The sequence below is a fragment of the Rhodococcus sp. IC4_135 genome (assembly GCF_011602025.1).
GTDB lineage: Bacteria > Actinomycetota > Actinomycetes > Mycobacteriales > Mycobacteriaceae > Rhodococcus_F > Rhodococcus_F baikonurensis.
Window position 1 is genome coordinate 102,325 of record NZ_JAAOLG010000016.1, and the last position, 23,213, is coordinate 125,537.

Genomic DNA, 23,213 nt, shown 5'->3' on the forward strand with positions numbered 1-23,213 from the left:
AACTCTCCCGACCGTACCGGACCACGTGATCTACGCCATGCCGCCCTGTCCGATCCTCGGGACCTTTTCCCCTCGCCCGAGGTCGCAACCGCCACGATCATTGCGTTTATGTTCCACAGTCCCAAGCATTCTCGGTATGTCGTCACGTCGATGCGCGTAGGCGGCCGTCGTGGTTGATCTCGCACCCCGGCCGGTCGACGAGGTTGATATCCACGTCGGCGCCACTCCCCGAACCGCTCCGAAGGGTTCGAAACTGGTCGAGATCCTCAGGACCACCGATCACAAGATGATCGGCCTGATGTACATCGTGACATCGTTCGCGTTCTTCCTGATCGGCGGGTTGATGGCGCTGCTCATGCGGATGGAATTGACCGTTCCGGGAATGCAATTCCTGTCCAACGAGCAGTACAACCAGTTGTTCACCATGCACGGCACGATCATGCTCCTGCTGTACGCGACGCCGGTCTTCTTCGGATTCGCCAACTACCTCATGCCACTGCAGATCGGCTCGCCGGACGTGTGTTTCCCGCGACTCAATGCTTTCAGCTACTGGTTGTACCTCTTCGGCGGCCTGATCGCCTCCGCCGGATTCGTAACACCCGGTGGTGCGGCAGATTTCGGCTGGACCGCCTACGTGCCGCTCACCAGCGAACTCCACTCCCCCGGAATGGGCGCCGACCTGTGGATCATCGGTCTCGCTCTCGGCGGCGTCGGCACCATCCTCGGCGCAGTCAACATCGTTTCGACGATCGTCTGCCTGCGCGCCCCCGGTATGACGATGTTCCGCATGCCGATCTTCACATGGAATGCGCTGGTCGCCAGCATGCTGATCCTTCTCGTTTTCCCGCTGCTCGCTGCTGCCTTGATCGGATTGTGGGTGGACCGGCACCTGGGAGCGCACCTGTTCGACCCCGCCACCGGTGGAGTCATGTTGTGGCAGCACCTGTTCTGGTTCTTCGGCCATCCCGAGGTCTACATTCTTGCACTGCCCTTCTTCGGCATAGTCTCCGAGATCTTCCCCGTCTTCAGCCGCAAGCCGATTTTCGGATACACAGGATTGGTCTACGCAACACTGGGAATTGCAGCCCTGTCGATAGCTGTGTGGGCGCACCACATGTATGCAACCGGCGCCGTTCTCCTCCCGTACTTCTCGTTCATGACCTTCCTGATCGCAGTTCCGACCGGCGTCAAGTTCTTCAACTGGATCGGCACGATGTGGAAGGGACAGTTGACCTTCGAGTCCCCGATGTTGTTCTCCGTCGGCTTCCTGGTCACATTCTTGTTCGGCGGACTCTCCGGCGTCATCCTTGCCAGCCCGCCCTTGGACTTTCATGTCACCGACTCGTACTTTGTTGTCGCGCATTTCCATTACGTCCTCTTCGGAACAATCGCGTTCGCGACATACGCCGGAATCTATTTCTGGTTCCCGAAAATGACCGGCCGGATGTTGGACGAGAAGCTCGCCAAGATCCACTTCTGGTTGACTCTGATCGGCTTTCACGCGACATTTCTCGTCCAGCATTGGCTCGGCGCTCAGGGTATGCCTCGGCGGTACGCGGACTACCTGCCGTCGGACAGTTTCACTCTTCTCAACACGATCTCGACCGTCGGCGCATTTGTGCTCGGAGCCTCGACGATTCCGTTCATCTGGAACGTTTTCAAGAGCTACCGGTACGGCCGAATTGTGACAGTCGACGATCCTTGGGGCTTCGGAAACTCGCTCGAATGGGCGACGTCCTGCCCACCACCACGGCACAACTTCACCGAGCTCCCCCGAATCCGCAGTGAGCGGCCGGCATTCGAACTGCACTACCCCCACATGGTCGAAAGAATGCGCGACGAGGCGCATGTCGGGCTGCTCGGCCACAAGTCGGTTTCCGACGTAAGAACTGAGGTGAAACAACATGAATGACGGCACGAAGTACCGAGCCTGGGCAGAAGATCAGCAACACGAACGCCGAGCGAAACCCGGCCATCTTCTCGCGCCGTTGCTCGTGATCATGTTCGCGGTCACGACGCTCGTGTGGTTGCCCTTGACGACTGCCGCATGCTCGATAGTCGTCGCAGGATTGCTGTTCGGCACTGTCCTGCAAGCCAGTTCGCATTCGACAGACACAGCTCGAGGAGTTCACGATGAAGCCCGAACTATCGACTGACCTCGTCACCTCCGAGTGGTCCGCAAACGGAGCGGTCGTCGTGTGTATCGACGGATCCCCTCTGCGCCATGACGTGATCACGTGGGCGGCGGAGTTCGCGCATCGCCACAATCTCTGGATGCGAATTGTTTTCGTAGCTCCGACCACCGCCGATCCGAACACCTCGGCGTCACCGACCGGCCTGTTCATGGAAGCCATTCAGATCGCCGAGTCGGTGGCGCCAGATCTTCGGATCCGGACCGATCTGATCTCCGGGGAGAACACCGCAATTCTCACCGCGCTGACCGCTGAGGCCGCCTTGATCGTCACACCACAGGACGATCTCGCTGCCCCTGCCCCGAGGTGTTCGTTCGCAAAAGTCGGAAGACCGCGTGAAAGCATCGCTGCGGCAGCCTTGCCCGTTGTCGTCGGTTTGGACGGAAGCGCCCACAGTGAAAGCGCTTTGGCTATTGCATTCAAAGAAGCAGAGGCTGCGAACACCGAACTGGTCGTCGTGCACGGCGCCCCGCCAGAGGGCGAACTGCGTCGAGACTTCGCATCCGGGCACGCGCCCCAGCACTCGACGCCGCTGACGTGGCAACTATCGGGTTGGGCCACGCTCTACCCTGGCGTCGCCATCCGTCAGATCGAGTTCGACGGCCCCTCGGTTGCCATTCTTGAACAACTCTCTACCGAGGCAAGGCTTCTCGTCGTGGGTCGGCGTGGGCGAGGTTCGTTCGACGACGCCGGTCTCGGCACGACGAGCAGCACGATGATTCGAAAAGCTCATTGCCCGGTCATCGTTGCGAGCGAAGTCTGAATCAGATCCTCAACCGGTCAGAAGCCGTAGCTGTGGATGGGTGCGAGCTGACCGTACACCGCTGGTACCAGCGCAAATTGATCGGCCACACGACCACGCTATCGTGTGCAGAAGCGACGGCGCCCCGCGAGAACAAAGCTCGCGGGGCGCCGTCGGTTGATCTGCTGGATCAGCGGGCGTCGAACCGGTCGAGGTCCATCACCTTGGTCCAGGCAGCGGCGAAGTCCTCGGCGAACTTCTGCTTGGCGTCTTCGCTGGCGTACACCTCGGCGAGTGCACGCAGTTGCGAATTCGATCCGAAAACGAGATCGACCGCAGTTGCCGTGTATTTCGGATCGCCCGTCGCACGATCAACGCCGTCGTAGACGTTCTCGTCCGTCTTCGACGGCTTCCACTCGGTACCCATGTCGAGAAGGTTGACGAAGAAATCGTTGGTCAACGTCTCTGGGCGGTCGGTGAACACTCCGTGACCGGTCTTGCCGAAGTTCGCGTTCAGCGCGCGAAGTCCACCGACCAGCACTGTCACCTCGGGCGGGGTCAGCGACAGCATGTACGCGCGGTCGACCAACAGAATCTCGGCCGGAATCTTCTCCCCACCCTTGAGGTAGTTCCGGAATCCGTCGGCCCGGGGTTCGAGTACCTCGAACGAGTCGACGTCTGTCTGCTCCTGCGTTGCGTCTGTACGTCCCGGAGTGAACGAGACCGTGATGTCCTGTCCGGCGTTCTTCGCAGCCTGTTCGACGGCCGCTGTACCACCCAGAACGATCAGGTCGGCGAGCGAAACCTTGGCTCCACCTGCCTGGTTGAAGTCTTGCTGAACCCGCTCGAGAGTCTGAAGCACCGCGGAGAGAGCTGCGGGCTCGTTGACTTCCCAATTCTTCTGCGGTTCCAAGCGGATTCGCGCACCGTTGGCGCCGCCGCGCATGTCGGTGCTGCGGAAGCTCGCAGCCGACGCCCACGCCGTCGATACCAACTGCGAAATGGACAGCCCGGAGTCGAGAAGTCGACTCTTGAGGATGGCGATGTCTGCGTCCCCGATCAGTTGATCCTCCGCCGAGGGAACAGGGTCCTGCCACAGCTGCGGCTCGGGAACCCACGGCCCCAAGTAGCGCGTGACCGGTCCCATGTCACGGTGCAGGAGCTTGTACCAAGCCTTGGCGAACTCTTCGGCGAATTCTTCCGGATGATCGAGCCAGCGCCGGGTGATCTTCTCGTACGTCGGATCCAGGCGTAGGGAGAGGTCGGTTGTCAGCATCGTCGGAGTGCGTCCGGCCGACGAATCGAACGGATCCGGGATCGTGCCCGCCCCCGCGCCGTCCTTCGGAATCCACTGCCAGGCACCCGCCGGGCTCTTGGTCAGCTCCCAGTCGTAGCCGTACAGGATCTCCAGGAAAGTGTTGTCCCACTTCGTCGGAGTGGGCGTCCATACGACCTCGAGACCACTGGTGATCGCGTCCTTGCCCACTCCTGTACCGAAGGCACTCTTCCAGCCCAATCCCTGCTGCTCGATGGGTGCGCCTTCCGGTTCCGGTCCGACGAGGTCGGCCGGGCCGGCGCCGTGCGTCTTGCCGAAGGTGTGGCCGCCGGCGATCAGTGCGGCTGTCTCCACGTCGTTCATCGCCATGCGAGCGAAGGTTTCGCGAATGTCGCGGGCGGCCGCTACCGGGTCCGGTTGGCCGTTGGGCCCTTCGGGATTGACGTAGATCAGGCCCATCTGAACTGCGCCCAGCGGCCCGGACAGCTCGCGGTCTCCGCTGTAGCGCTCGTCGCCGAGCCAGGTGTCCTCAGGACCCCAGTAGATCTCCTCCGGCTCCCAGATGTCTTCTCGACCGAAGCCGAAGCCGAACGTCTTGAACCCCATCGACTCCAAAGCGCAGTTGCCCGCGAACACCAGGAGGTCGGCCCAGGAAACCTGCTTTCCGTACTTCTGCTTCACGGGCCAGAGCAGGCGCCGCGCCTTGTCGAGGCTGGCGTTGTCCGGCCAACTGTTGAGCGGGGCGAAACGCTGAGCGCCCTGACCTCCGCCGCCGCGACCGTCGGCGATGCGATAGGTGCCGGCAGCATGCCAGCTCATACGCACGAAGAGTCCGCCGTAGTGCCCGTAGTCGGCCGGCCACCAATCCTGCGACGCCGTCATCAACGCGATGACGTCGCGCTTGAGTGCCTCGACATCGAGTTTGGCGAATTCCTGGGCGTAATCGAAGTCGGCACCCATGGGATTGGATTTCGACGAATGCGAATGCAGGACAGAGAGATCCGGCTGATTCGGCCACCAGTCACTGTTCGTTCTCGGACGATTCCCGGTAGGTGTCGGAGACGGGATTGCGGGGTTTTCACTTTCGCTGGTGCTCTCGGTGTTTCCATCGTGAGCAACCGGGCAACTATCGGACACGGTAATCCCTCCATGAGCGAGTAGAACGGACTTCGATCACGGGTGTGATCGCAAACTCTGAGTTGTCGAACAGTCGGCACACAGGCCCCAGTAAATGACCTCGGCTTCATCGAGGACGAAGCCGTTGCGCGCCGACGGCGTCAAACACGGTGCCTCTCCGACTGCGCAGTCGGCATCGGCAACGACCCCGCAGGACCGGCAGACGACGTGATGGTGGTTGTCGCCGACGCGGGACTCGTACAGCGCCACCGATCCGGACGGTTGGATCCGCCGTATCAGCCCGGCGTCGGTGAGAGCGTGCAACACGTCGTAGACCGCCTGCCGAGATACCCCCGGCAGAACTGCCCGCACAGCATCGAAAATCGTCTCGGTGGCTGCATGTGGGCGTGCATGCACAACCTCGAGCACCGTGACTCTGGGACGAGTCACGCGAAGCTCAGCGTTACGCAGTTGGGCTGCATAATCCGGCGTCGAAGGCACCTTTCCACTATTGCGCAATCTTCTGGACTGAACCCAGACTTTCGCGAAATTCTTGCCCGATCGAGCTAATGGCCCTGCGAACAATCCGTCCGGTCACCCGTCACCGCAACAAGTACAACGCGGGCTCGCCCGCGAGCCCCGAGTTATCGTCCGACACCAGAACCTAAATGCGGCGGTGGTCGGGCGACTCCGTTCATTTTCGTGACTTCGACGCATTCAGCGCAACGACTGCGGTGTTCAAGACTTCATCGGGACCAGTTCTACGATCGGGATCGTGCGAGATGTCTTGTTCTGGTAGGCGGTGTATCGCCCCTTGTTCACGGCGTCGAGGGTCGACCACCGTCGCGCGTAATCCGGATCGGTCGGCAGGGTGACGCGCGCGCGAACTCGTGTACTGCGTAAGCCGATCTGCATCTCGCACACGGGTTGTGCGGTGAGGTTGGCAAGCCAGTCAGGTGGCTTGGCTGCTCCTCCGGCGGAGGCGACCACCAGATAGGTTCCGCCATCGCGTGCGTAGGTCAATGCCGAAACTCTCGGCAGACCGGATTTGCGACCGAGGGTGCGTATCAGAAGGGTGGGGTTGCCGAAGAGGAGACGGTGCCCGACCAGTCCACCGGTACGCATGTAGATCCATTTGTGGGCACGCAAGATGTGATGATAGATATCGCTCATGACGGTCCTGAAGTTTCTCTCGCAGAGGGATTCTGTCGGTGGCGGCAGCTCACGTTGATTTCCCGCGGTTGCGCTCGAGCATGTGAGGGTCACAGGACCCGCGGCCGTAGACGGCTGGTCGTGAACAACGGAGTAAGTGGGCGTACCGGGACAGGCGGCACCCACACGCCCGGCAGGTCGACGCGGTGCAGCCGAGCTTCGACCACCCGGCCGATTCCCATCTGGTCCAGTGGGTCTCTTTCTGAACCAAACACTTCCAGCGCGAATTCGTCGATGCGCCGTACCTCGAGCACGCTCTCACGTGGAGTGAAGGCGACCAACCAAGGCGGCAGCATGCCCGCGACGCCGACGACATTGCGGTGCGGTCGGGCGAGGATCGGCGGTGGGTCGGTGATGACGTCGCCCACGCGGCCGCTCATGGTGAGCAGCTTGTGCCCACGCCGGGTTGCCGCTGTGCGGATTTCGGTATCGGTGACCGTCCACTCGATCTCACCCAGTTTCTTCGGGTAGCCAAGAAGTTCACGGCCGATGATCAGGGCTACGTCGTCGTCGAGAATCATCCACGGGCAGTGAATTCCGGTGCCCTGCACTGTCTTGATGTGAACGAACAGTCCGGCCTCGTGATAGCCGGGTGACTCGAAATTGTTGTCCGGGAAACAGGCGGTGAACAGGTCGGCGCGCGCCGGTTCGGCCAGCCGTACCCCCGCAGGAAGCCATTGCTTCATGATGTCGGGGTCGATTTCGACGGTGGCGCTGAAGTAGTGAGCGTCGCGGTAGAGGCTGCGCCGCGGATCGCCGAGTGTCAGTGTGCGGCGCAGGTCCGTCCGGAGTGAGCGACCCACAGTCCTGACGGCAGGTTCCCAGCCCATCTCATTTGACCCTTCGGTAGACGGTACGCAGAATCGGCCCGATCAGCCCTCGCGGGGTGTATTGGCCACCGACGGTCTGCAGTTTGGCGAACGCGCCGGGGACCACGCGGCGGCGACCGGCCGCCAGCCCGACGATTGCTGCCGTTGCGGCTTGTTCGGCACTGACCCACAGCGGGCCCGGCAACAGGCCGTCGAGCTTCGGGACCTCTGCTACCTCGGCGTACTCCGTACGTACTGGGCCTGGCGCGAGTAGCGTGCATTGCACTCCGGTGCCGACGAGCTCACTGTGCAGCGATTCGGCGAGGGTGTTAGCGAATGCCTTGCTCGCCGCGTAAGTAGCGTTGTTCGGTCCGGGTTGGTTGCCGGCGGTAGATCCGGTGATCAGAATCGCGCCCACGCCGCGCGCCAGCATGGGTGACAGTACAGCGAGGATGAGGTCGTGCACAGCAACGGAATTCAGTTCGACCTGTTGGCGTTCTCGCTCCGGGTTCGCGGTCGCGAGCTCCCCGTAGGTGGCGAATCCGGCGTTGTTGCACAGTATTGCGACATCTCTGGTCGCGAGCTCGTCACAGAGCTTCGCGCGCTCGGCACGGTCGGACAGATCGACGCTTCGGATCTCGACCTCGATGCCGTAACGCTGGGCCAACCGCGCGGCCAGCTCACGCAATCGATCCTCGCGACGGGCTACCAGGATCAACGAGTATCCGCGCCGCGCCAGGCCTTCGGCGAGGGCGAGACCGATGCCGGAGGACGCACCGGTGACGACAGCTCGCGTGGTTGAGGTGGGTGGGGTAAGGCTCATGGTTCGCTCCTGGGTGATCAGAATTGGGTGAGCGCGCGGGCAGTCACGGCGGTACCAGCAGCGATCAGAGTGCGAACTGCACCCGGTTGACGTACCTGCTCCGCACCTGCCGCAATCCGGCGGAAATTCGCCGCATGCCAGGCGAGTTGGAGATAGGAATTGATTGGTGTGGCGCCGGGCAGCGGAACGCGTGGCGCAGTCGGAAGCACCTGCGGCTCACTGGTCCCGGACAGCAGGTCGGCCGCGATTGTCGGCCGCACGGCGAATGGTCGGCCGAGCCCGATCACATCCACGACGCCCTGAGCGAGCACGTCGCGGATGAAGTCGCGGGTGCGTACACCGCCGGTCAACATGAGCGGCATAGCAGTACGAGCGCGCAGGCTTTCGGCGTAGCGCAGGAAGTAAGCCTCCCGGGCTCGGGTGCTGTCCTGCACGACGCCGGTCATGGCTGGAGCCTCGTAGTTGCCGCCGGAGATCTCGAGCAGGTCGATGCCGGCCTTTTCCAAAGCGAGCGCGACATCGAGCGACTCGTACTCCTCCAACCCGCCGTGCTGGAAGTCTGCTGAGTTGAGCTTGACCGACACAACGGACTCCGGGCCGATGGCTGCGCGAACGTCAGCGATCACCTCGAGCAACAGGCGACTCCGGTTCTCCGGGCTTCCGCCGTAGCTGTCGGTGCGCTTGTTCGCGACAGGTGAGAGGAACTGCGACAGGAGGTATCCGTGCGCGGCATGGACCTGCACTCCCGAAAATCCGGCTGCCACGGCCAGTTCCGCGGTTCGGGCGTAGCGGCGACGTAGGAAGGCGATGTCGCCGAGCGAGAGTTCCCGGGGTTTGCGCAAATTGAATCCGAGCGCCTGCGGCCGCAGTGCCGACGGGCCGACCGGGCGTCGATGCAGTGGTCCCACGGCGACTCGTCCGGGGTGGTTGATCTGCATGACCATCACCGCACCCTCTCGGGATCCTGCCCGGGCCCAGTTGCCGACGGCTTCGAGGTGGCGGTCGTCTTCGAGGGTCACGTTGCGTGGCTCGACGTAGGCGCGACGGTCGATCATGACGTTGCCGGTGATGAGCAGGCCTGCACCGCCTCGTCCCCAGGCGCTGTAGAGGCGGGTCAGGTTCTGGCTGGGTGAGCCGTCGATCGCGGCGAGTTGTTCACTCATCGCGGCCTTGGCGATGCGGTTGGGCAGGGTAACGCCGCATGGCAGCGTGAGTGAACTGGCAGCGGTGCAGGGTGCGTGCTTCTTGGGTAGCATGGTTACTCCTGTTGTCGTGGTGGAGAATTGAAGGTCAGGCGTTGCGGTGCGCGGCAGCGAGGATCGGTCGCCGGATGCTGCCGGGAAAAACAGGCTGCGGGTCGGGAATTGTCGGCGTAGTCGGTGGGTCGGCGAGTGCACCGAGAAGCTTCGAGCGGAGTGTGACCAGTTGGGTCATGATCCGGACCGACCACCGGCCGCGCCGCATTTCCCAGCGCAATTCGGGGCCACCGGCGAGGATTTCTCCGGATGGCTTGGACAGATACGAGTAGAGATCACCGACTGGTGTATGCAGTTGTTGCTGCAGTATCGCGGCCTCGGCGAGCAGGCGTGAACTGTTCATCAGCAGCATTCCTGCACCCGAGCGCGGGGCGACCAGTCCCGCGAAATACAAATTGGCCAGCCCCGGGGCGAAGGTGTGTGACACCAGGCGCGGTTGCCCGTTATCCCATGTGAGCAGTCCGTCGCGCAGGAAGGGGAAGGTGGTCTTGAAGCCGGTAGCCCAGACGATGGTGTCGTATTCGCCGCTAGTGCCGTCGGTGAAATGCACTGTACGTCCGTCGAACCGGGATATTTCCGGCCTGACTGCAATGCGGCCGTGTTTGAGGAAGTAAGGCAGTTGCTGGTTGACTACCAGATCTTGATCGAAGATACGGTGCTTCGGCTTTTCCAGCCCGAAACTGCGAAAACTTCCCATTCCGACAGCAACGATCATTCGGAAGACTATCTCCTGCAACACTTTTGGAACGGGAATCGAGCCCACGTCGAACTTGCTGCTAGGGACACCGAGGACGTACTTCGGAATGAACCAGTAGCTACGGCGCAGTGAAATCTCCGCGGTGCCGAAGGTCAGCGCGGCTTCTACCGCCAGGTCACAACCGGAGTTTCCCGCACCCACCACCAACGTGCACGAGCCGTCGAGGTCAGCAGGGCGCTTGTAGTTCTTGGAATGGATTTGTTTGCCGGTGAATTCGCCCGGGTACGCGGGAATGTTGACATCCCAGTAGTGACCGTTGGCGATCACGACGCCGACATACTCGCGCACCGTGCCGTCTCCGAATTCCACCCGCCACCCGGCTCTTCCCGAAGTATCGAGTGGCGCCACATCGGCAACCAGCGTGTTGAATTCGATCCGGTGATCCAGGCCGAACTCGGCAGCGAAGGCGCGCAGGTACTCGCACATCTGTGCGGCGCTGGGAAAGTCCGGGTAGTCGTCGGGCATCGGATAGTCCGGATACCCGGTGACGTCCTTCGAACTGATCAGATGCGTGGAGTCGTACACCCCGTGCGACCAGTTTCCGCCGATCGCAACGGCGGCCTCGACATGGTCGTAGTCCAAGCCGAGATCCGCGTAGGCCTTTGCCACCGCCAGCCCGGTGTATCCAGCTCCGATAATGCAGTACCGAGTCACGGTTGCAACCTTCCCTCAAAGCTACAGTCTGTGTAGCTACAGTCAGTGTAGTATTTGCCCAGGCGTTGTTGCATGTCAAGCAACGCCGTGACGGAGAGGCGGCAAACGATCATGACCGAACGACGGAACCGGGCGTATGCACCGCGAATGGCTCCTGAACGACGTCGGGAACAGCTACTGGACGCAGTCCTGCGGGTGATCGTCGAACAAGGCGTCCACAAGGTGTCCATCGACACCGTGGCGAAGGAAGCGGGCGTCAGTCGCCCCGTCGTCTACGGCCACTTCGACGACTCCGACCAACTGCTGCGCGCTTGCCTCGACCGCGAGGAGAACGCAGCACTGACGCAACTCGCCAACGTCGTGCCTCTTCACACGCAGGACCCGATCCACGCGATGACAGAAAGCCTCGAAGTTTTCCTTACAGCCGTCTTGGCCGCACCCAACCGGTGGCGGGCGGTCTTCCAGCTCGCCGACTCGAGCACGCCAACCTTTCGTAGACGCCTCGAGAACGGCCGCCAGGCGCTCATCGCAGCACTGACGGACTTCGTACGAGCGGCAACACCTCCGGATCGACTTCCCGCCGTCGATGTCGACCTCACCGCCCGCACCATGTATGCACTTTTCTGGGAAGCCGGTCGCTTGGTTTTGGCGGAACCGAAATCCTTTCCACCACAGCGCATTCGCGATTATGCCGACCTCCTCATTCCTGCACTGCCCGCATTCCACGAACCGAACAGGACCCCTGAACGATCTGCATGAGGAAGCGCGAGAACTCCGATCGAACGCTGCCTCCTGGCCCTCGGAAGTCCCCGTAGCGTCTTCAGGCGTGTTACGTTCCGGCAGATTGAACGGTCAACTCAGGGGAGCGCGACAAGTGGAGTTCAGCAGTACCGAACCGGACGAACGACGCGAGAATCATTGCCAGGGGAATTCCGAGTTAGTACGCACCCGCGACGGCCGATACCTGCACACGATGGTGCTGCCAGGGCCCCGCAAGCGGTCCGTGACCGTCGTCTTCGAAGCCGGTGCGGCGGCAAGCCGATCCGGGTGGGCTTTGGTTCAACCAGCAGTCGGCAAAATGGACTCGCGCCGTCGTCTACGACCGTTCCGGACTGGGACGCAGTGCCGTCGATGCGCACCCGCGCACGCTACGGCGGATGGCTGACGATCTGGGCAACGTACTCGATCACTTCGGCCCGGGCCCGTTCGTCTTGGTCGGCCACAGCGCCGGCGGACCCATCGTCCGGGCTGCAGCGGCCGCTCACCCCGAACGGATTGCGGGCATCGTGCTTGTCGATCCGACTGACGAGGCTGCAGACCTGCTGTTCAGCCGGATGTTCCGTCTGATGGAGCGGGTGGCCATCGCAGCGAACATGGTCTTGGCACGAACCAAACTGATGCCGCGACTGTACAAGACGATGACCGACGCTTTGCCGGACGACGCGCGCAGAGATATGGAGTTGGAGGGATTTACCGTCACGATGGTCCGCACGCATGCCTCGCAAACCGAAACCTTCATCGACGACTTGTACAAGTTCAGAGCTGACCCACCCGCGCTCGGCGGGATTCCGGTCACTGTCATCTCCGGCGCGCGAACAGGATCCGGCATGAATGCCACAGTGAGGGCGGCCGCGAATGCTTCCCACGAGTACCGGGCCGAACAATCTCCACAGGGCCGCCACGTCATCGCCGAGCGCTCCGGCCACTATGTCCCCATCACAGATCCGGAAATCATCGCCCAGGAAATACACCGCCTCGTCGATGGCACGCAAGAGTCCTGAACATTCGAGATCAGCGTTGCGTTGAAGCCTGTTGCCACCTCGCGGTTCCACAAACTCCGACAATCTCCCCTTCGTCCAACTACCGTTAAAGAGAGAATCCGCCGAGGTCAGGAGTGATCGTGCCCAAACTGGAGATCAAGAGGAAGTCAGAACTCTCACGGCAGGAAGTCGCCGACCGACTCATCGCCCTCGGCCAAGCCCTCGCCAGCGGATCCGAAGTGGAGCTGGGGTCGGGTGGGGACTCGATCGAAATCAGTGTTCCGGAACAGGTTCGGTGGGAACTCGAGATCGAAGTCGACGGCAACGAAGTCGAGATAGAAATCGAGATTCACTGGCGCGACGACCCTCAGGAAGAATCAGAAGTGAAGTCTCCGACGCCCGCCAAAGCAGTTCGTCGCAGCCGACCGCGCAAGAGCACTGCGAAGTAACTCGTCGCGAACACGGTTGTCAGGTGGTTACGGAGACGCCGACACCTCGAGAGACACAACGCGCAGCAGTGCTCGGAGATCACTTTCGATCCGTCGAAACAGTTGATACACAACGATGAATCCGGCGATCCCGCCCAGACACAACGCACGAACTGTTGCGTTGAGTTCCTCGCCGGCCCCGGAACCGACAAAACTGAGCCCCGCGATTCCCACCAGCGGAACCGACGCCGCCACCGCGAGGTAACGCGTGCTGCTCCGGCCCAGCGAGCGAATATCGCGTCCGTCGTCGCTCCGTAACTCCCCGTGTGACAACAAGATCGGATACAGACATCGAACCGAGTAATACGTCAGGATGAAGAACGGATACGCGACCGCGACGGCGCCGCACACCGCCAGCGACGACATCAAGTGCACGTAGGCTCGCTGCGGAATTCCGCCGGCGGCAATCTGCAATGCAACCGGATATGCGATACCGGCCAGAACCCACAGACCGAATGCGATCACCACCGCGCGGTGTCCGACGTTCAGCGTCGCGGTACGTGCCTTGTTCAAAACCTCTGCGCTGTACGTCTGACCGTTGCGCAGTCCGTGAGGCACGGTGAGGGCGAGCCGACACCAATACAGGATCGCTGCGGCGCCGAGAGAGAACGCAGCCACCCCGATGACCAGATGAACCTGCTCGAGGTGCTGCTGAGCCTGCGGCGAGAGTCCCGAGATGATCAGCATCTTGTTGTAGTAGTAGTTGTAGCCCGCCGCCAGGAGATTCGGAATTCCGATCGCGGCCAGAAGAATCGGCAGTGCCCACTTCCACAGCGTCGAACGTGGACTCCCTTCCGGTGGGTCCACCAGATTGCGGGCCGACCGGTCCAGGCACAGAGCGAACTGACGAGCCAGCTTTCGTCCGCCAGACCACCGTCCGTCTCGCTCGGGCGAGAGAGACTTCACCAGCACTCGGCGCAGCGCCGGCGGACAGTCGTCCGGTAACCGTGCCTCGGCCGCAGGATCCACTCCACGCCGGCGGGCCTCGAGCGCCTTCTTGGGCGACGGCGGGTTCTCTCCCGTGCCGTCGCCCAAGAAGGGCCTACTCCCGGTGAGGAGTTCCCACAGCATCACGCCGAGCGCATAGATGTCGCTACGGGTGTCGAGTGTGCCGGGCGCCCCCACAGAACAGGCCTCCAACTGCTCCGGAGACATGTAGGCAAGCGAGCCTCCGACAAAACATGCTGCATCCTCGGTCGACACCTCCTCGCTCGAACTGACGTTGAAGTCGGCGAGTTTGGGAATGCCTTCGACACTGAGAAGTACGTTCGCCGGCTTGATGTCCCGATGTAGTACGCCGTGCTCACGCGCGTATTCGAGGGCGTCGGCCAGTCTCATTCCCATCCAGGCCACGGTCTCCGGCCACGACATCGCCGCGATCTCGCTCCGTAGGCTCGTCTCGCTCGGCTTCATCTCTCCCTTCTTCGCCAGGGTGTGATCGATGGCGTCGAGAAGTAGTTGTCCGGACCGCTGCGCCTGCGGTGTGACGCGGACAAGTTTGACCACGTCGAGCAGGGTCCCGCCTGGCACGTATTCCATGAACAGAACTCGCAGTGCACGTTCTTCGAGCAGTCGTTGGTCGAAGACGCGAACGATGTTGGGATGGTCGAGTTGGGCGAGAGTCTGCGGTTCGACCCCGACGTTGCGCGAGATCTTCAATGCGACCCACCGCTGCATCGAAAGTTGCCGAGCAAGGAACACTCGGGCAAACGCTCCGTGCCCGAGTTCCAACACCAGTTCGAAATCGTCGAGGTGCTGCCCGATCTCGAACTCGTCGAAACCCGAGAGTCCCAACATCATGACATCTTCGCGTCCGGCCATCGAATCACGGTCGAACAACCGCTCGAAACTCTCTGCCTGCAAGGGGAACTCGCTGAGATAGTCGGCTGCTACGACGTTCTCCCCACTCTGCTTCCGCAGCCGGAACTCCTCGTACAGGAGCTCGACCGGAAGTGGTTCTTCGAGTAGTTCGGGATACTCGGCACAGTAATCCGTGAGTCGTTTCGGGCGATCATTTTTCAGCCAGCGATACTCCATGTCGATCCCGACCAATTCGATCAACGCCGCCCGACGAATCTTGGCCGGATCGGGCAGATAGTCGCTCAAGTCGGACGGGGTTCGCCCCTCCTCCCAATCCCCGACAAGGCGCCCGAGGCCGTCGGCACCGTTCTGTCGGTCACGCACCACCGGCGGTGCGGACGGGCGCAACTCGGTAACGGTGCCCCGTTCGGTCAGGGGCCCGCTCGCGATTGTCGCGTCAACGGCCTGCGCACCACGTTCATTCATGACACTTCTGTTCCGCACCTCGATCACGATGAATCGGGGTGACTCACTTCAGCGTAACCCCGGCGGTACCCCAGACCCCAGCGAAACTATTGGGGGTGAACCGGCAGATTCGTGCCGATACCGACAAGTACTTCGCGATCTTTGATCTTGACGCGATCACGCCCATGCTTCACACCGAGATCACGTTCGGCGGCATCGATGCGAAGCCATCCGTCCCAATCGACGGACACGACGTTGCCGGCCCCGAGGAGCCTCGCGATCCCGCTTCGGTCTGCTCGCCGCTCGCCTACCGAATCCAGCTGGTGCAGCATCGTTTCGACGGTCTGGCGAGCATCAGGCCGCGCCGCGCCGATCAGCCCGGCGGCACCTCGCTTCATCCAACCGGTCACGAACAAGCCCTCAACCGGTGAGCCGCTCTCGTCGACCACAGCGCCGCCCCGGTGTACAACGGTGCCGCGCCCGTGATCGAAAGGCACCCCGGCAAGTGGCGTTCCGAGGAATCCGATTGCCCGGTACACAGCGTGAACCGGATAGTCGGTACAGGTGCCCGAAGCGGTGACGTGACCGTAGCCGTCCGGGACTGTCCGCTCGACGCGGAGTGCTTCGACTTTCCCACTGCCGAGAATCTCCGTCGGCTGTCGGTAGAAGTGCAGGTGAACGCGGCGGTGAGAAGTCCGGTCGGCAGAAGGGTCCGCGAAAGTGCGGAGTGTCTCGACTGCCAGTCGGGTGTGCACCGACTGCTTTGCCATCCGCTCGATATGCCGGTCCGGTGCGACATCGGCAGCGTCGACGACGACATCGACGCCTGGCAGTTCACCGAGAGCGCGCAACTCGTTCGGGGAGAAGCGAGCGTCGGCTGGTCCGCGCCGGACAAAGATGTGCACGTCGCGAACACGACTGCCTGCTATCCCTTCCCGAACTTCGGCCGATACGTCCGTGGCCTGCAGCGATTTCGCCTCGGCGAGAAGCATTCGGGTGACATCGAGTGCGACGTTGCCACCTCCGATCACCGCAACCGATTCGGCGTTCAGCGGCCACTGCAGCGAACTGTCCGGGTGATCGTTGTACCAGGCGACAAACTCGGCGCTGCCGAAGGAACCTGGAAGCTCGACGCCGGGAATGTCGAGAAGCGCATCCCGCGGCGCACCCGTTGCAATGATCACGGCATCGTAGGAAGAGCGTAGGTCCTCGACGGAAAGGTCCTTGCCGATCTCGACGTTGCAGAACAACCGGAAGTCACTGGCGGCCAGCGTGGTGTGCAGAGAGTGGACGAACTTTTCGGATTCGGGATGCCCCGGCGCGAGACCGTAGCGCACCAGTCCGTACGGCGTGGGTAGACGCTCGAACACGTCTGTCTTGGTGCCTGGTGCCAGTTCAGCAAGAGCGCCCGCGGCGTGGATTCCCGCCGGACCCGCCCCGACGATCGCAACACTGAGCGGTGGTGAGAAAAACCGGGGCGACGCAAGCGGGGGTACCTCTGAACCTCTCGCACTGATCATGCCCCGAGGCTAGGGGCTCAACTGCACTAGAGATCAAATTCGCTTTTCAGTAACACGAACACGCTTTCAGTAACCCTGCGCAGCCGGCTTGTGCTCGGTTGTGTAGCGGTAGAAGTCAGCTAGTTGGAGTTCGCCGGCAGCTGCCTCGTCGACAATGACGGTCACGTGTGGATGCAGCTGCAACACTGATGCCGGGCAGAATGCCGAGACCGGACCCTCGACCGCCGCCCGGACCGCGGGCGCTTTACGGGCGCCGTCCGCGATCAGAACGAGATGCCGTGCATCACTGATGGTTCCGAGCCCCTGCGTGATCACATGATGCGGCACGTCAGCCGGGTCAGCGAAGAACCGTGCGTTGTCGGCGCGGGTCCTCTCGGTCAAGGTCTTCACTCGGGTGCGCGAGGCGAGCGAGGACGAGGGCTCGTTGAAACCGATGTGCCCGTTGAGGCCGATTCCGAGGATCTGCACGTCGATGGGACCGTTTTCGGCAATGGCTGCGTCGTAGCGTCGGGCAGCTTCACTGGGATCGGCGGCTCCGCCGTCGGGGCTGAACACTCGCGCATTGTCGATGTCGAGATGATCCACGAGTTCCGTGCGGATGGTGTGCGCGTAGGACTGCGGCTGATCGGGCGTGAGACCTACGTACTCGTCGAGAAGATACGCACTCATCGCCGCGAACGACACTCCAGATTCTCGATGCCGCTTGATCAGCTCCCGATACGTATGCAGCGGTGACGATCCCGTCGCGAGGCCGAGCGTCCGCGCTCCGTTTTCGATGGCGCCGCACACGATATCGGCAGCGATTCGTCCGCCGTCTTCCGGGCTGGGAACTATGACGATTTCCATTCAGACTTCCTCACTGCTCTTGCCGGCTCCGACGATGGCCTCACGTACCGAACCCGAGGCGCGGTCCAACAATTCGGCCGCTTCGGCGAAGTCGCATTCGGCTAACAACATGACGACCGCTGCCTTCACATGACCGTCGGCATTTTCGATGGTCTCCGCAGCGATCTCGGTATCGACTCCGGTGGCTGCCGCGACGATGCGGTTTGCACGATCGACAAGTTTGGCATTGGTCGGCCGAAGATCGACCATCAGATTGTGGAATGCCTTCCCGGAGCGGACCATACTGGCCGTGGAGAGCATGTTGCACACCATCTTCTGCGCAGTCCCGGCCTTGAGCCTGGTCGATCCGGTGAGGATCTCGGGGCCGGTCTCCACTTCGATGGCCACGCCGGCGTGAGAACTCATTGCCGCGTTCCGGTTGCACGAGACTGCCACTGTCGCTGCGCCGAGTTCGCGGGCATGATCCAGGCCCCCGATGACATAGGGAGTACGACCGCTGGCCGCCAAACCCACCACGACGTCCGTGGCGTTCAACGAAATTGCGTCGAGGTCGACCCCAGCCGCTCGCGGATCGTCTTCTGCACCCTCGACGGCGTTCAGAAACGCTCCCGGACCACCGGCGATGATGCCGATCACCTCGCCCGGATCTGTCCCGAAGGTCGGAGGGCATTCCACTGCGTCGAGAACCCCCAGACGGCCACTTGTCCCCGCTCCCAGGTAGATCAGTCGACCACCTCGCGCCCGTGCCGCGACGATCAAGTCGACTGCGGCTTCGATAGCAGGTAGTACCGCCGCGACCGCGTCGGCCACGATCGCGTCCTGTTGATTCATCACCGTCAGCAGATCCGACACCGACATGACGTCGAGATCGCGGGTGAGAGGGTTGGGTCTCTCGGTGGAGAGCATTTCCAAGTGCATTGTGGCGAGTCCTCCTCGATCAAGTTCCATTAGACGACTCCTCGTCAGTGCCGCTTCGAAGCAATGGCGTCATGGCTTCGTTGCAGAGCAGAGAGTGCGCTGGGCAGCGAGTGCGCCACCATCGCAAAAATTGTGTCCACTACCAACAGCTGGCCGGTTCGGCTTGCCATCGCAGCCGAACGGAAACCGAATTCTCTACCGGCAGTGAGCAGTACGTGGTCTGACTGCACGGCGAGCGTCGAACGCGCTCCACCAGTGATCGCAGCCGTCGATGCCCCGGTACGACGGGCAAGGGCGAGTGGTTCGACGACATCGGAAGTCTCACCTGAATGTGAGATCCCCACTGCGATGTCGTCCAGTCCGAGCAAGCTGGCGCTCACCATCGCCGCGTCTCGGTCGAGATGAACCCGGCAGTTGACGTCGATACGCGAAAGCTTCAATGTGAGGTCTTGCGCGACGATGCCTGACGCGCCGATACCGTACACCTCGACCCGGCGGGCGGATCGAATCCGGGAGACAACTTCTTCGAGCGCAGCAGGATCTGTCAATTGCGCCGTGCCCTTGAGTTGTTCGGACTCGAACTCGGCAAGCTTGGCCATCACCTCGCCGGCCGAGTCAGCAGCAACGATGTCCACACCGAGTGGGATCGTGTCGCCGGCGCTGGACCCGCTGATCGCCGCCAGCGCGAGACGAAGCTGTGGATAGCCCTCGAAGCCGAGCCTTTTGGCTGTGCGGACCACTGTCGCCGTGCTTGTCGACGCTCGCTCGGCGAGATCGTTGACCGTCAGCGTGGAGGCCAGGCTGGGGTCGGCTTCGATGATTTCCGCGATCCGCAGCTCGGCAGGCGAGAGGCTGCTCAACGATGCGCGAATACGGGCAAGCAGGTCGACGGACGCCGGAACACTCCGGTCCAAAGTCATAACGCCTCGATTCGCATCGTTTTCGGAGCTGAGGGCACCGATGTGATTCTAGGCAGCCCACGGCTTCCCGGCGTCAAGGATCCGAGCACACTGGCGTGACGCGCACCGGTGCACGAAGCAATGCTTCCGGGCAATCCGTGCGCGGTGAGAAAGCCGAGTACCGCGAAAGCCAATGCTTCCTTGATGTCGGAGGTGACCCCGAGTTCGTCCGAGGAGACGAGCGCAATGTCGCCCAGTTCGTCGCGAAGCATCGCCATCAACGTCGGGTTCTTGGTACCACCACCCGATACCACCACTTCGGTCGCCGCAAGCCCTTTGACGGAATCGGCGACGGTTCGGGCGGTCAGTGCAGTCAGTGTCGCGACGATGTCGGCCAGGGACAAGGATTCGTAACCACGCAGAGCGGCGAGTAGATAATCTCGATGGAACAATTCCTTGCCGGTGCTCTTGGGAGCAGGCTGCGCGTAATACGGCTCGCTCAGTAGATGCGCGAGCAGATCGACGTTCGGGGTGCCTGCTGCACCCAGAGCACCACCGAGGTCGAACCACTGCTCCCCCGCCGTGAATTCGCTCACCGCAGCGTCGATCAGCGCATTGGCCGGGCCGGTGTCGAAGGCAATCGGTTCCGCGGCACCGTCTGCCGTCGACGCCGGGGCGCCACCTGGAGCAGTGACGTTCGCGATGCCACCGAGATTGAGCGCGACGGAGCCCGAAGTTCTTCCGTTGAGCCACAATACGTCGAAGGCGCTGACAAGTGGTGCGCCCTGACCACCCGTCGCCACGTCACGAGAGCGCAGATCCGACACGACTGTGCACCCGGTCTCCTCGGCTATCCAGGCCGGCTGCCCGAGTTGAAGAGTGCCCCTTACTTGCGATCCTTCGACCCAGTGGAACATCGTCTGACCATGTGAGGAGATCAATTCCGCACTGCCACCGCACAGTTCCGCGTTCGCCCGCGCGGCCACCGCCGCGAATGCCTGTCCGATCTCGGTATCGAGTTGGCAGATCTGACCGACAGTGGTGGACGCAGGCGGTACCGCAGCAGCCACCGCTGCCCGCAACTCACCGGAATATGGTTCGCTGACCATCCCCAGTGGGGTCAGCACAAGAGTGTCCCCGTCGATCCGGATGTCTGCTGCGGCAGCATCGATAGCGTCGTACGAAGTACCGGACATCAGGCCGATGACTCTCATGAAATATCCCTTACTCGGATTGATTCGGCATTCGGGAAAGTTGCGGTCAGTCGACGAGTGCCCGCTTGTGGGCATTACCTCGCAAGGTACTCAAGGCGATCGCGCTGACGGCGCATGTCGCCATCACGAAGTAGGCCGGAATATCGAGATTGGAGGTTTCCTTGATCAACCACGTGATGATCAGACCGGCACAGCCCGAAAAGACTGCGTTGGACAGGGAGTACGCGAGTCCCAATCCGGTGTACCGCACCGAGGTGGGAAACATCTCGGAGAGCATCGCAGGTCCGGGTCCGGCAACGAGTCCCACTGCGGCGCCGGCGGCAAAGACTGCAAATCCCTTGGCGGTCAGAGACGTCTGCTCGTTCTGCAGGACGTTGAGCAGCGGCAGAGCCAAGACCAGAATTATCACGGTGCCGGTGAGCATGACCGCGCGTCGTCCGATGCGATCGCTGAGTCCACCCGCGATCGGAATGGTCACCGCGAAGCCCGCATTGGCGAGCACGGAAGCAACCAGCGCCTGATGGAAGGTCGCGTTGAGCGAACTCTGAAGATAGGTAGGCATCACCACGAGGAAGGTGTAACCGGCAGCAGACCACCCCATCAACCGCCCGATTCCGAGCAGGATCGCTCTGGCAGTCTCCCCGACGGACGGTTGCACTACCGGCACCGCTGTTTCAGCTGTCGGTTCGGACTGGACCGATCGAGCACGCTCGAACGACGGCGTTTCCTCGAGGCGGAGCCGGAGCCACAGGGCAACCAGACCCATCGGAAGTGCAAGGAGGAACGGGATGCGCCAGCCCCAGTCACTGAGCTGTCCCGAGTCGAGCACGGTGGCGAGGAGTGCCGCGATACCCGCACCGGCGAGCAGTCCGAGTGCGACGGTGAACGACTGCCACGAGCCGTACAGCCCACGTCGCCCGGGCGGAGCGAACTCGGTCATCACCGATACAGCACCACCGAACTCACCGCCCGCCGACAATCCCTGGAGGATTCGAAGGACCGTCAAGAGCAGCGGTGCCAGAATTCCGACGCTCTCGTAGGTGGGCAGCACGCCGATCAGAGTCGTCGCACCCGACATCAACAGAAGGACGATCACCAAGGTGGGGCGTCGGCCGATGCGGTCACCGAGTCGACCGAACAGTGCGGCACCCACTGGGCGGAAGAAGAACGCCAGCGCAAACGACGCATAGGTCTTGATCAGGCTTTCGAGGTCGCCGGAGCCGTCGGCGCTGAAGAAGTTCGACGCGATGATCGTCGCGAAGAACCCGTACACACCGAACTCGTACCACTCGATGAAATTTCCGACGGAGCCGGCGACGAGCGCCCTGCGCCGTTTGAGCTGCGCACCATCGTTCCGTGTCTGCACTGTGATGCCCATGCCGTCCTCCGTTGACGAAACCCGAATATGCAACAAAGTTTCATCTGAACAGAGTAGAAATGTCAAGAAGTTTCACAACTGGGTTTTTGTGGGTCCCGAATCCCTATGCACCTGCGAACGTGAATGCCTCCGCCCGTTCGAACCGATCAGTGGAGTCGCCGGAGTAGACGGTGCTCTCGTTCGGACCCAACCCGAGCTTTCGAACGGCAGTCCCTTCTCCGAGATCCATCGACGCCACGTCCACCCAGAAGGTATTCGGCGTCATCGCGGATTCGAAGAAATAAAGCGCACGTTTGTGGTCGACGACCGTGCGCCATCGGGTCGACGAGATGTTGGGCTCGTCGGGAGTCGAAATACCCAGGGGTACCGAAACATTCCGGATGACGCTGAAAGTGGATGCCAAGGCCGATCGGGGATCGTCCGTCTGCGGTATCGCATCCACGTAGAACGACGCCCGGGCGAATCTGTCAGCGGCACGGTTGGTTCCGGGCAGCATGACGGTTCCGTTGATCTGCTTCCAGTACTCGTTGACGGCGAGTTGCTGATCGAAGATGGGTGAATTGGTCATCACCTGGTACTCGCGGCTGTGGTGAATCGTCGGACGTCCACCGATGTACTCGATGATCGCGCTGTCTCCCCCAGCGTCCGAAAGCGACATGTGCAGCGTGGCGAGGCGGTCTTCGCCCGGAACGGCAGCGGTCACCACCGTGAACGGTTCCGACGACAGCACTTCGACCGCTTCCCGAACTGTCGCAAAGCTGTCCAGGACGTACTGCGCCCACGCCGCGATCGACAATCCCGGGCTCGAACCGTCGTACGTCGGATACTCGGACTCGACCAACCACAAGAGATTGGCCGACAACCCAGCCTCGTTGACGCCGTCGGTCGTGCACATGTCGTAGGCCGTCGCGACAACACTTCCGTATTTCGACGTCCACTGGATCGAGTTCGGACCCGCGCAACCCTCTCTGGTCATGCCGCGTGGGAACGCCCAGAGGTTCGTTCCGAGGTCGACCTTCCAATCCATCGATCGAGCCGTGATCACAGTGTCGTTGGGCCCCAGGTAGACCAAGCGTGTGCACATCGAG

21 protein-coding genes are annotated in these 23,213 nt (G+C 62.1%); 6 read left to right on the forward strand and 15 right to left on the reverse strand.

Going from position 1 to position 23,213, the window contains the following annotated elements; genetic code table 11:
• Window positions 1–169: 169 nt before the first annotated feature.
• The 3 genes from ctaD to G8767_RS24300 are packed head-to-tail and all read left to right on the forward strand — an operon-like array spanning window position 170 to window position 2,955.
• A complete protein-coding gene (ctaD, locus tag G8767_RS24290; protein ID WP_166812281.1) occupies window positions 170–1,912 on the forward strand; it encodes a cytochrome c oxidase subunit I in 1,743 nt (580 codons plus the stop codon).
• Entirely contained in the window at window positions 1,905–2,156 is a 252-nt protein-coding gene (locus tag G8767_RS24295) for a hypothetical protein (protein WP_166812283.1), read from the forward strand. Before ctaD ends, G8767_RS24295 begins: the two co-directional genes overlap by 8 nt.
• Window positions 2,134–2,955 carry a universal stress protein gene (locus G8767_RS24300; RefSeq protein ID WP_166812285.1) on the forward strand — a complete coding sequence of 274 codons (822 nt, stop codon included), beginning with the start codon at window positions 2,134–2,136 and terminating at the stop codon, window positions 2,953–2,955. Before G8767_RS24295 ends, G8767_RS24300 begins: the two co-directional genes overlap by 23 nt.
• A 169-nt stretch (window positions 2,956–3,124) precedes the next feature.
• On the opposite strand, the gene katG is transcribed toward G8767_RS24300, so the two are convergent.
• The 7 genes from katG to G8767_RS24335 all read right to left on the reverse strand — a co-directional run bounded on the left by katG (window position 3,125) and on the right by G8767_RS24335 (window position 10,837).
• The gene (gene katG / locus G8767_RS24305; protein WP_124567413.1) at window positions 3,125–5,347 is read right to left on the reverse strand and encodes a catalase/peroxidase HPI; all 2,223 of its coding nucleotides are present in this window, start codon (window positions 5,345–5,347) and stop codon (window positions 3,125–3,127) included.
• 36 nt (window positions 5,348–5,383) lie between these two features.
• Complete coding sequence (locus G8767_RS24310) at window positions 5,384–5,827, reverse strand: Fur family transcriptional regulator (RefSeq protein WP_166812287.1); 444 nt, start codon at window positions 5,825–5,827, stop codon at window positions 5,384–5,386.
• Window positions 5,828–6,064: 237 nt separating this feature from the next.
• Window positions 6,065–6,499 carry a nitroreductase/quinone reductase family protein gene (locus G8767_RS24315; protein ID WP_166812289.1) on the reverse strand — a complete coding sequence of 145 codons (435 nt, stop codon included), beginning with the start codon at window positions 6,497–6,499 and terminating at the stop codon, window positions 6,065–6,067.
• 89 nt (window positions 6,500–6,588) lie between these two features.
• A complete protein-coding gene (locus G8767_RS24320; protein ID WP_307846870.1) occupies window positions 6,589–7,341 on the reverse strand; it encodes an acetoacetate decarboxylase family protein in 753 nt (250 codons plus the stop codon).
• 28 nt (window positions 7,342–7,369) lie between these two features.
• Complete coding sequence (locus G8767_RS24325; RefSeq protein WP_166812293.1) at window positions 7,370–8,170, reverse strand: SDR family oxidoreductase; 801 nt, start codon at window positions 8,168–8,170, stop codon at window positions 7,370–7,372.
• A 17-nt stretch (window positions 8,171–8,187) separates the two neighbouring features.
• Window positions 8,188–9,426, reverse strand: a complete 1,239-nt coding sequence (locus tag G8767_RS24330; protein WP_166812295.1) for an NADH:flavin oxidoreductase/NADH oxidase family protein — start codon at window positions 9,424–9,426, stop codon at window positions 8,188–8,190.
• A gap of 34 nt (window positions 9,427–9,460) precedes the next feature.
• A complete protein-coding gene (locus G8767_RS24335) occupies window positions 9,461–10,837 on the reverse strand; it encodes an NAD(P)-binding domain-containing protein (RefSeq protein WP_166812297.1) in 1,377 nt (458 codons plus the stop codon).
• Window positions 10,838–10,948: 111 nt separating this feature from the next.
• Between G8767_RS24335 and G8767_RS24340 the strand changes: the two genes are divergently transcribed.
• From G8767_RS24340 to G8767_RS24350, 3 genes are all read left to right on the forward strand, one after another.
• Window positions 10,949–11,596 carry a TetR/AcrR family transcriptional regulator gene (locus G8767_RS24340; RefSeq protein ID WP_240952731.1) on the forward strand — a complete coding sequence of 216 codons (648 nt, stop codon included), beginning with the start codon at window positions 10,949–10,951 and terminating at the stop codon, window positions 11,594–11,596.
• Between the two features lie 266 nt (window positions 11,597–11,862).
• Window positions 11,863–12,618, forward strand: a complete 756-nt coding sequence (locus G8767_RS24345) for an alpha/beta hydrolase (protein WP_257237355.1) — start codon at window positions 11,863–11,865, stop codon at window positions 12,616–12,618.
• Window positions 12,619–12,737: 119 nt separating this feature from the next.
• Complete coding sequence (locus G8767_RS24350) at window positions 12,738–13,046, forward strand: amphi-Trp domain-containing protein (RefSeq protein WP_095971946.1); 309 nt, start codon at window positions 12,738–12,740, stop codon at window positions 13,044–13,046.
• Between the two features lie 27 nt (window positions 13,047–13,073).
• On the opposite strand, the gene G8767_RS24355 is transcribed toward G8767_RS24350, so the two are convergent.
• The 8 genes from G8767_RS24355 to G8767_RS24390 all read right to left on the reverse strand — a co-directional run bounded on the left by G8767_RS24355 (window position 13,074) and on the right by G8767_RS24390 (window position 23,209).
• Window positions 13,074–15,371, reverse strand: coding sequence for a serine/threonine-protein kinase (locus tag G8767_RS24355; protein ID WP_166812299.1), 2,298 nt, complete (start codon window positions 15,369–15,371; stop codon window positions 13,074–13,076).
• Between the two features lie 86 nt (window positions 15,372–15,457).
• On the reverse strand, window positions 15,458–16,870 hold the full coding sequence (locus G8767_RS24360; protein WP_166812301.1) for an FAD-dependent oxidoreductase: 1,413 nt from the start codon (window positions 16,868–16,870) through the stop codon (window positions 15,458–15,460).
• Window positions 16,871–16,936: 66 nt separating this feature from the next.
• Window positions 16,937–17,716, reverse strand: a complete 780-nt coding sequence (gene nagB, locus G8767_RS24365; RefSeq protein ID WP_166812303.1) for a glucosamine-6-phosphate deaminase — start codon at window positions 17,714–17,716, stop codon at window positions 16,937–16,939.
• Complete coding sequence (gene murQ, locus G8767_RS24370; RefSeq protein ID WP_166812327.1) at window positions 17,717–18,634, reverse strand: N-acetylmuramic acid 6-phosphate etherase; 918 nt, start codon at window positions 18,632–18,634, stop codon at window positions 17,717–17,719.
• Window positions 18,635–18,678: 44 nt separating this feature from the next.
• The gene (locus G8767_RS24375) at window positions 18,679–19,554 is read right to left on the reverse strand and encodes a MurR/RpiR family transcriptional regulator (protein WP_166812305.1); all 876 of its coding nucleotides are present in this window, start codon (window positions 19,552–19,554) and stop codon (window positions 18,679–18,681) included.
• Entirely contained in the window at window positions 19,551–20,747 is a 1,197-nt protein-coding gene (locus G8767_RS24380) for an anhydro-N-acetylmuramic acid kinase (protein ID WP_166812307.1), read from the reverse strand. The genes G8767_RS24375 and G8767_RS24380 overlap by 4 nt, the downstream gene beginning before the upstream one ends.
• Window positions 20,748–20,793: 46 nt before the next feature.
• Window positions 20,794–22,125, reverse strand: coding sequence for an MFS transporter (locus tag G8767_RS24385; protein WP_095971797.1), 1,332 nt, complete (start codon window positions 22,123–22,125; stop codon window positions 20,794–20,796).
• 103 nt (window positions 22,126–22,228) lie between these two features.
• Entirely contained in the window at window positions 22,229–23,209 is a 981-nt protein-coding gene (locus G8767_RS24390) for a linear amide C-N hydrolase (protein ID WP_095971796.1), read from the reverse strand.
• Between the last annotated feature and the right edge of the window lie 4 nt (window positions 23,210–23,213).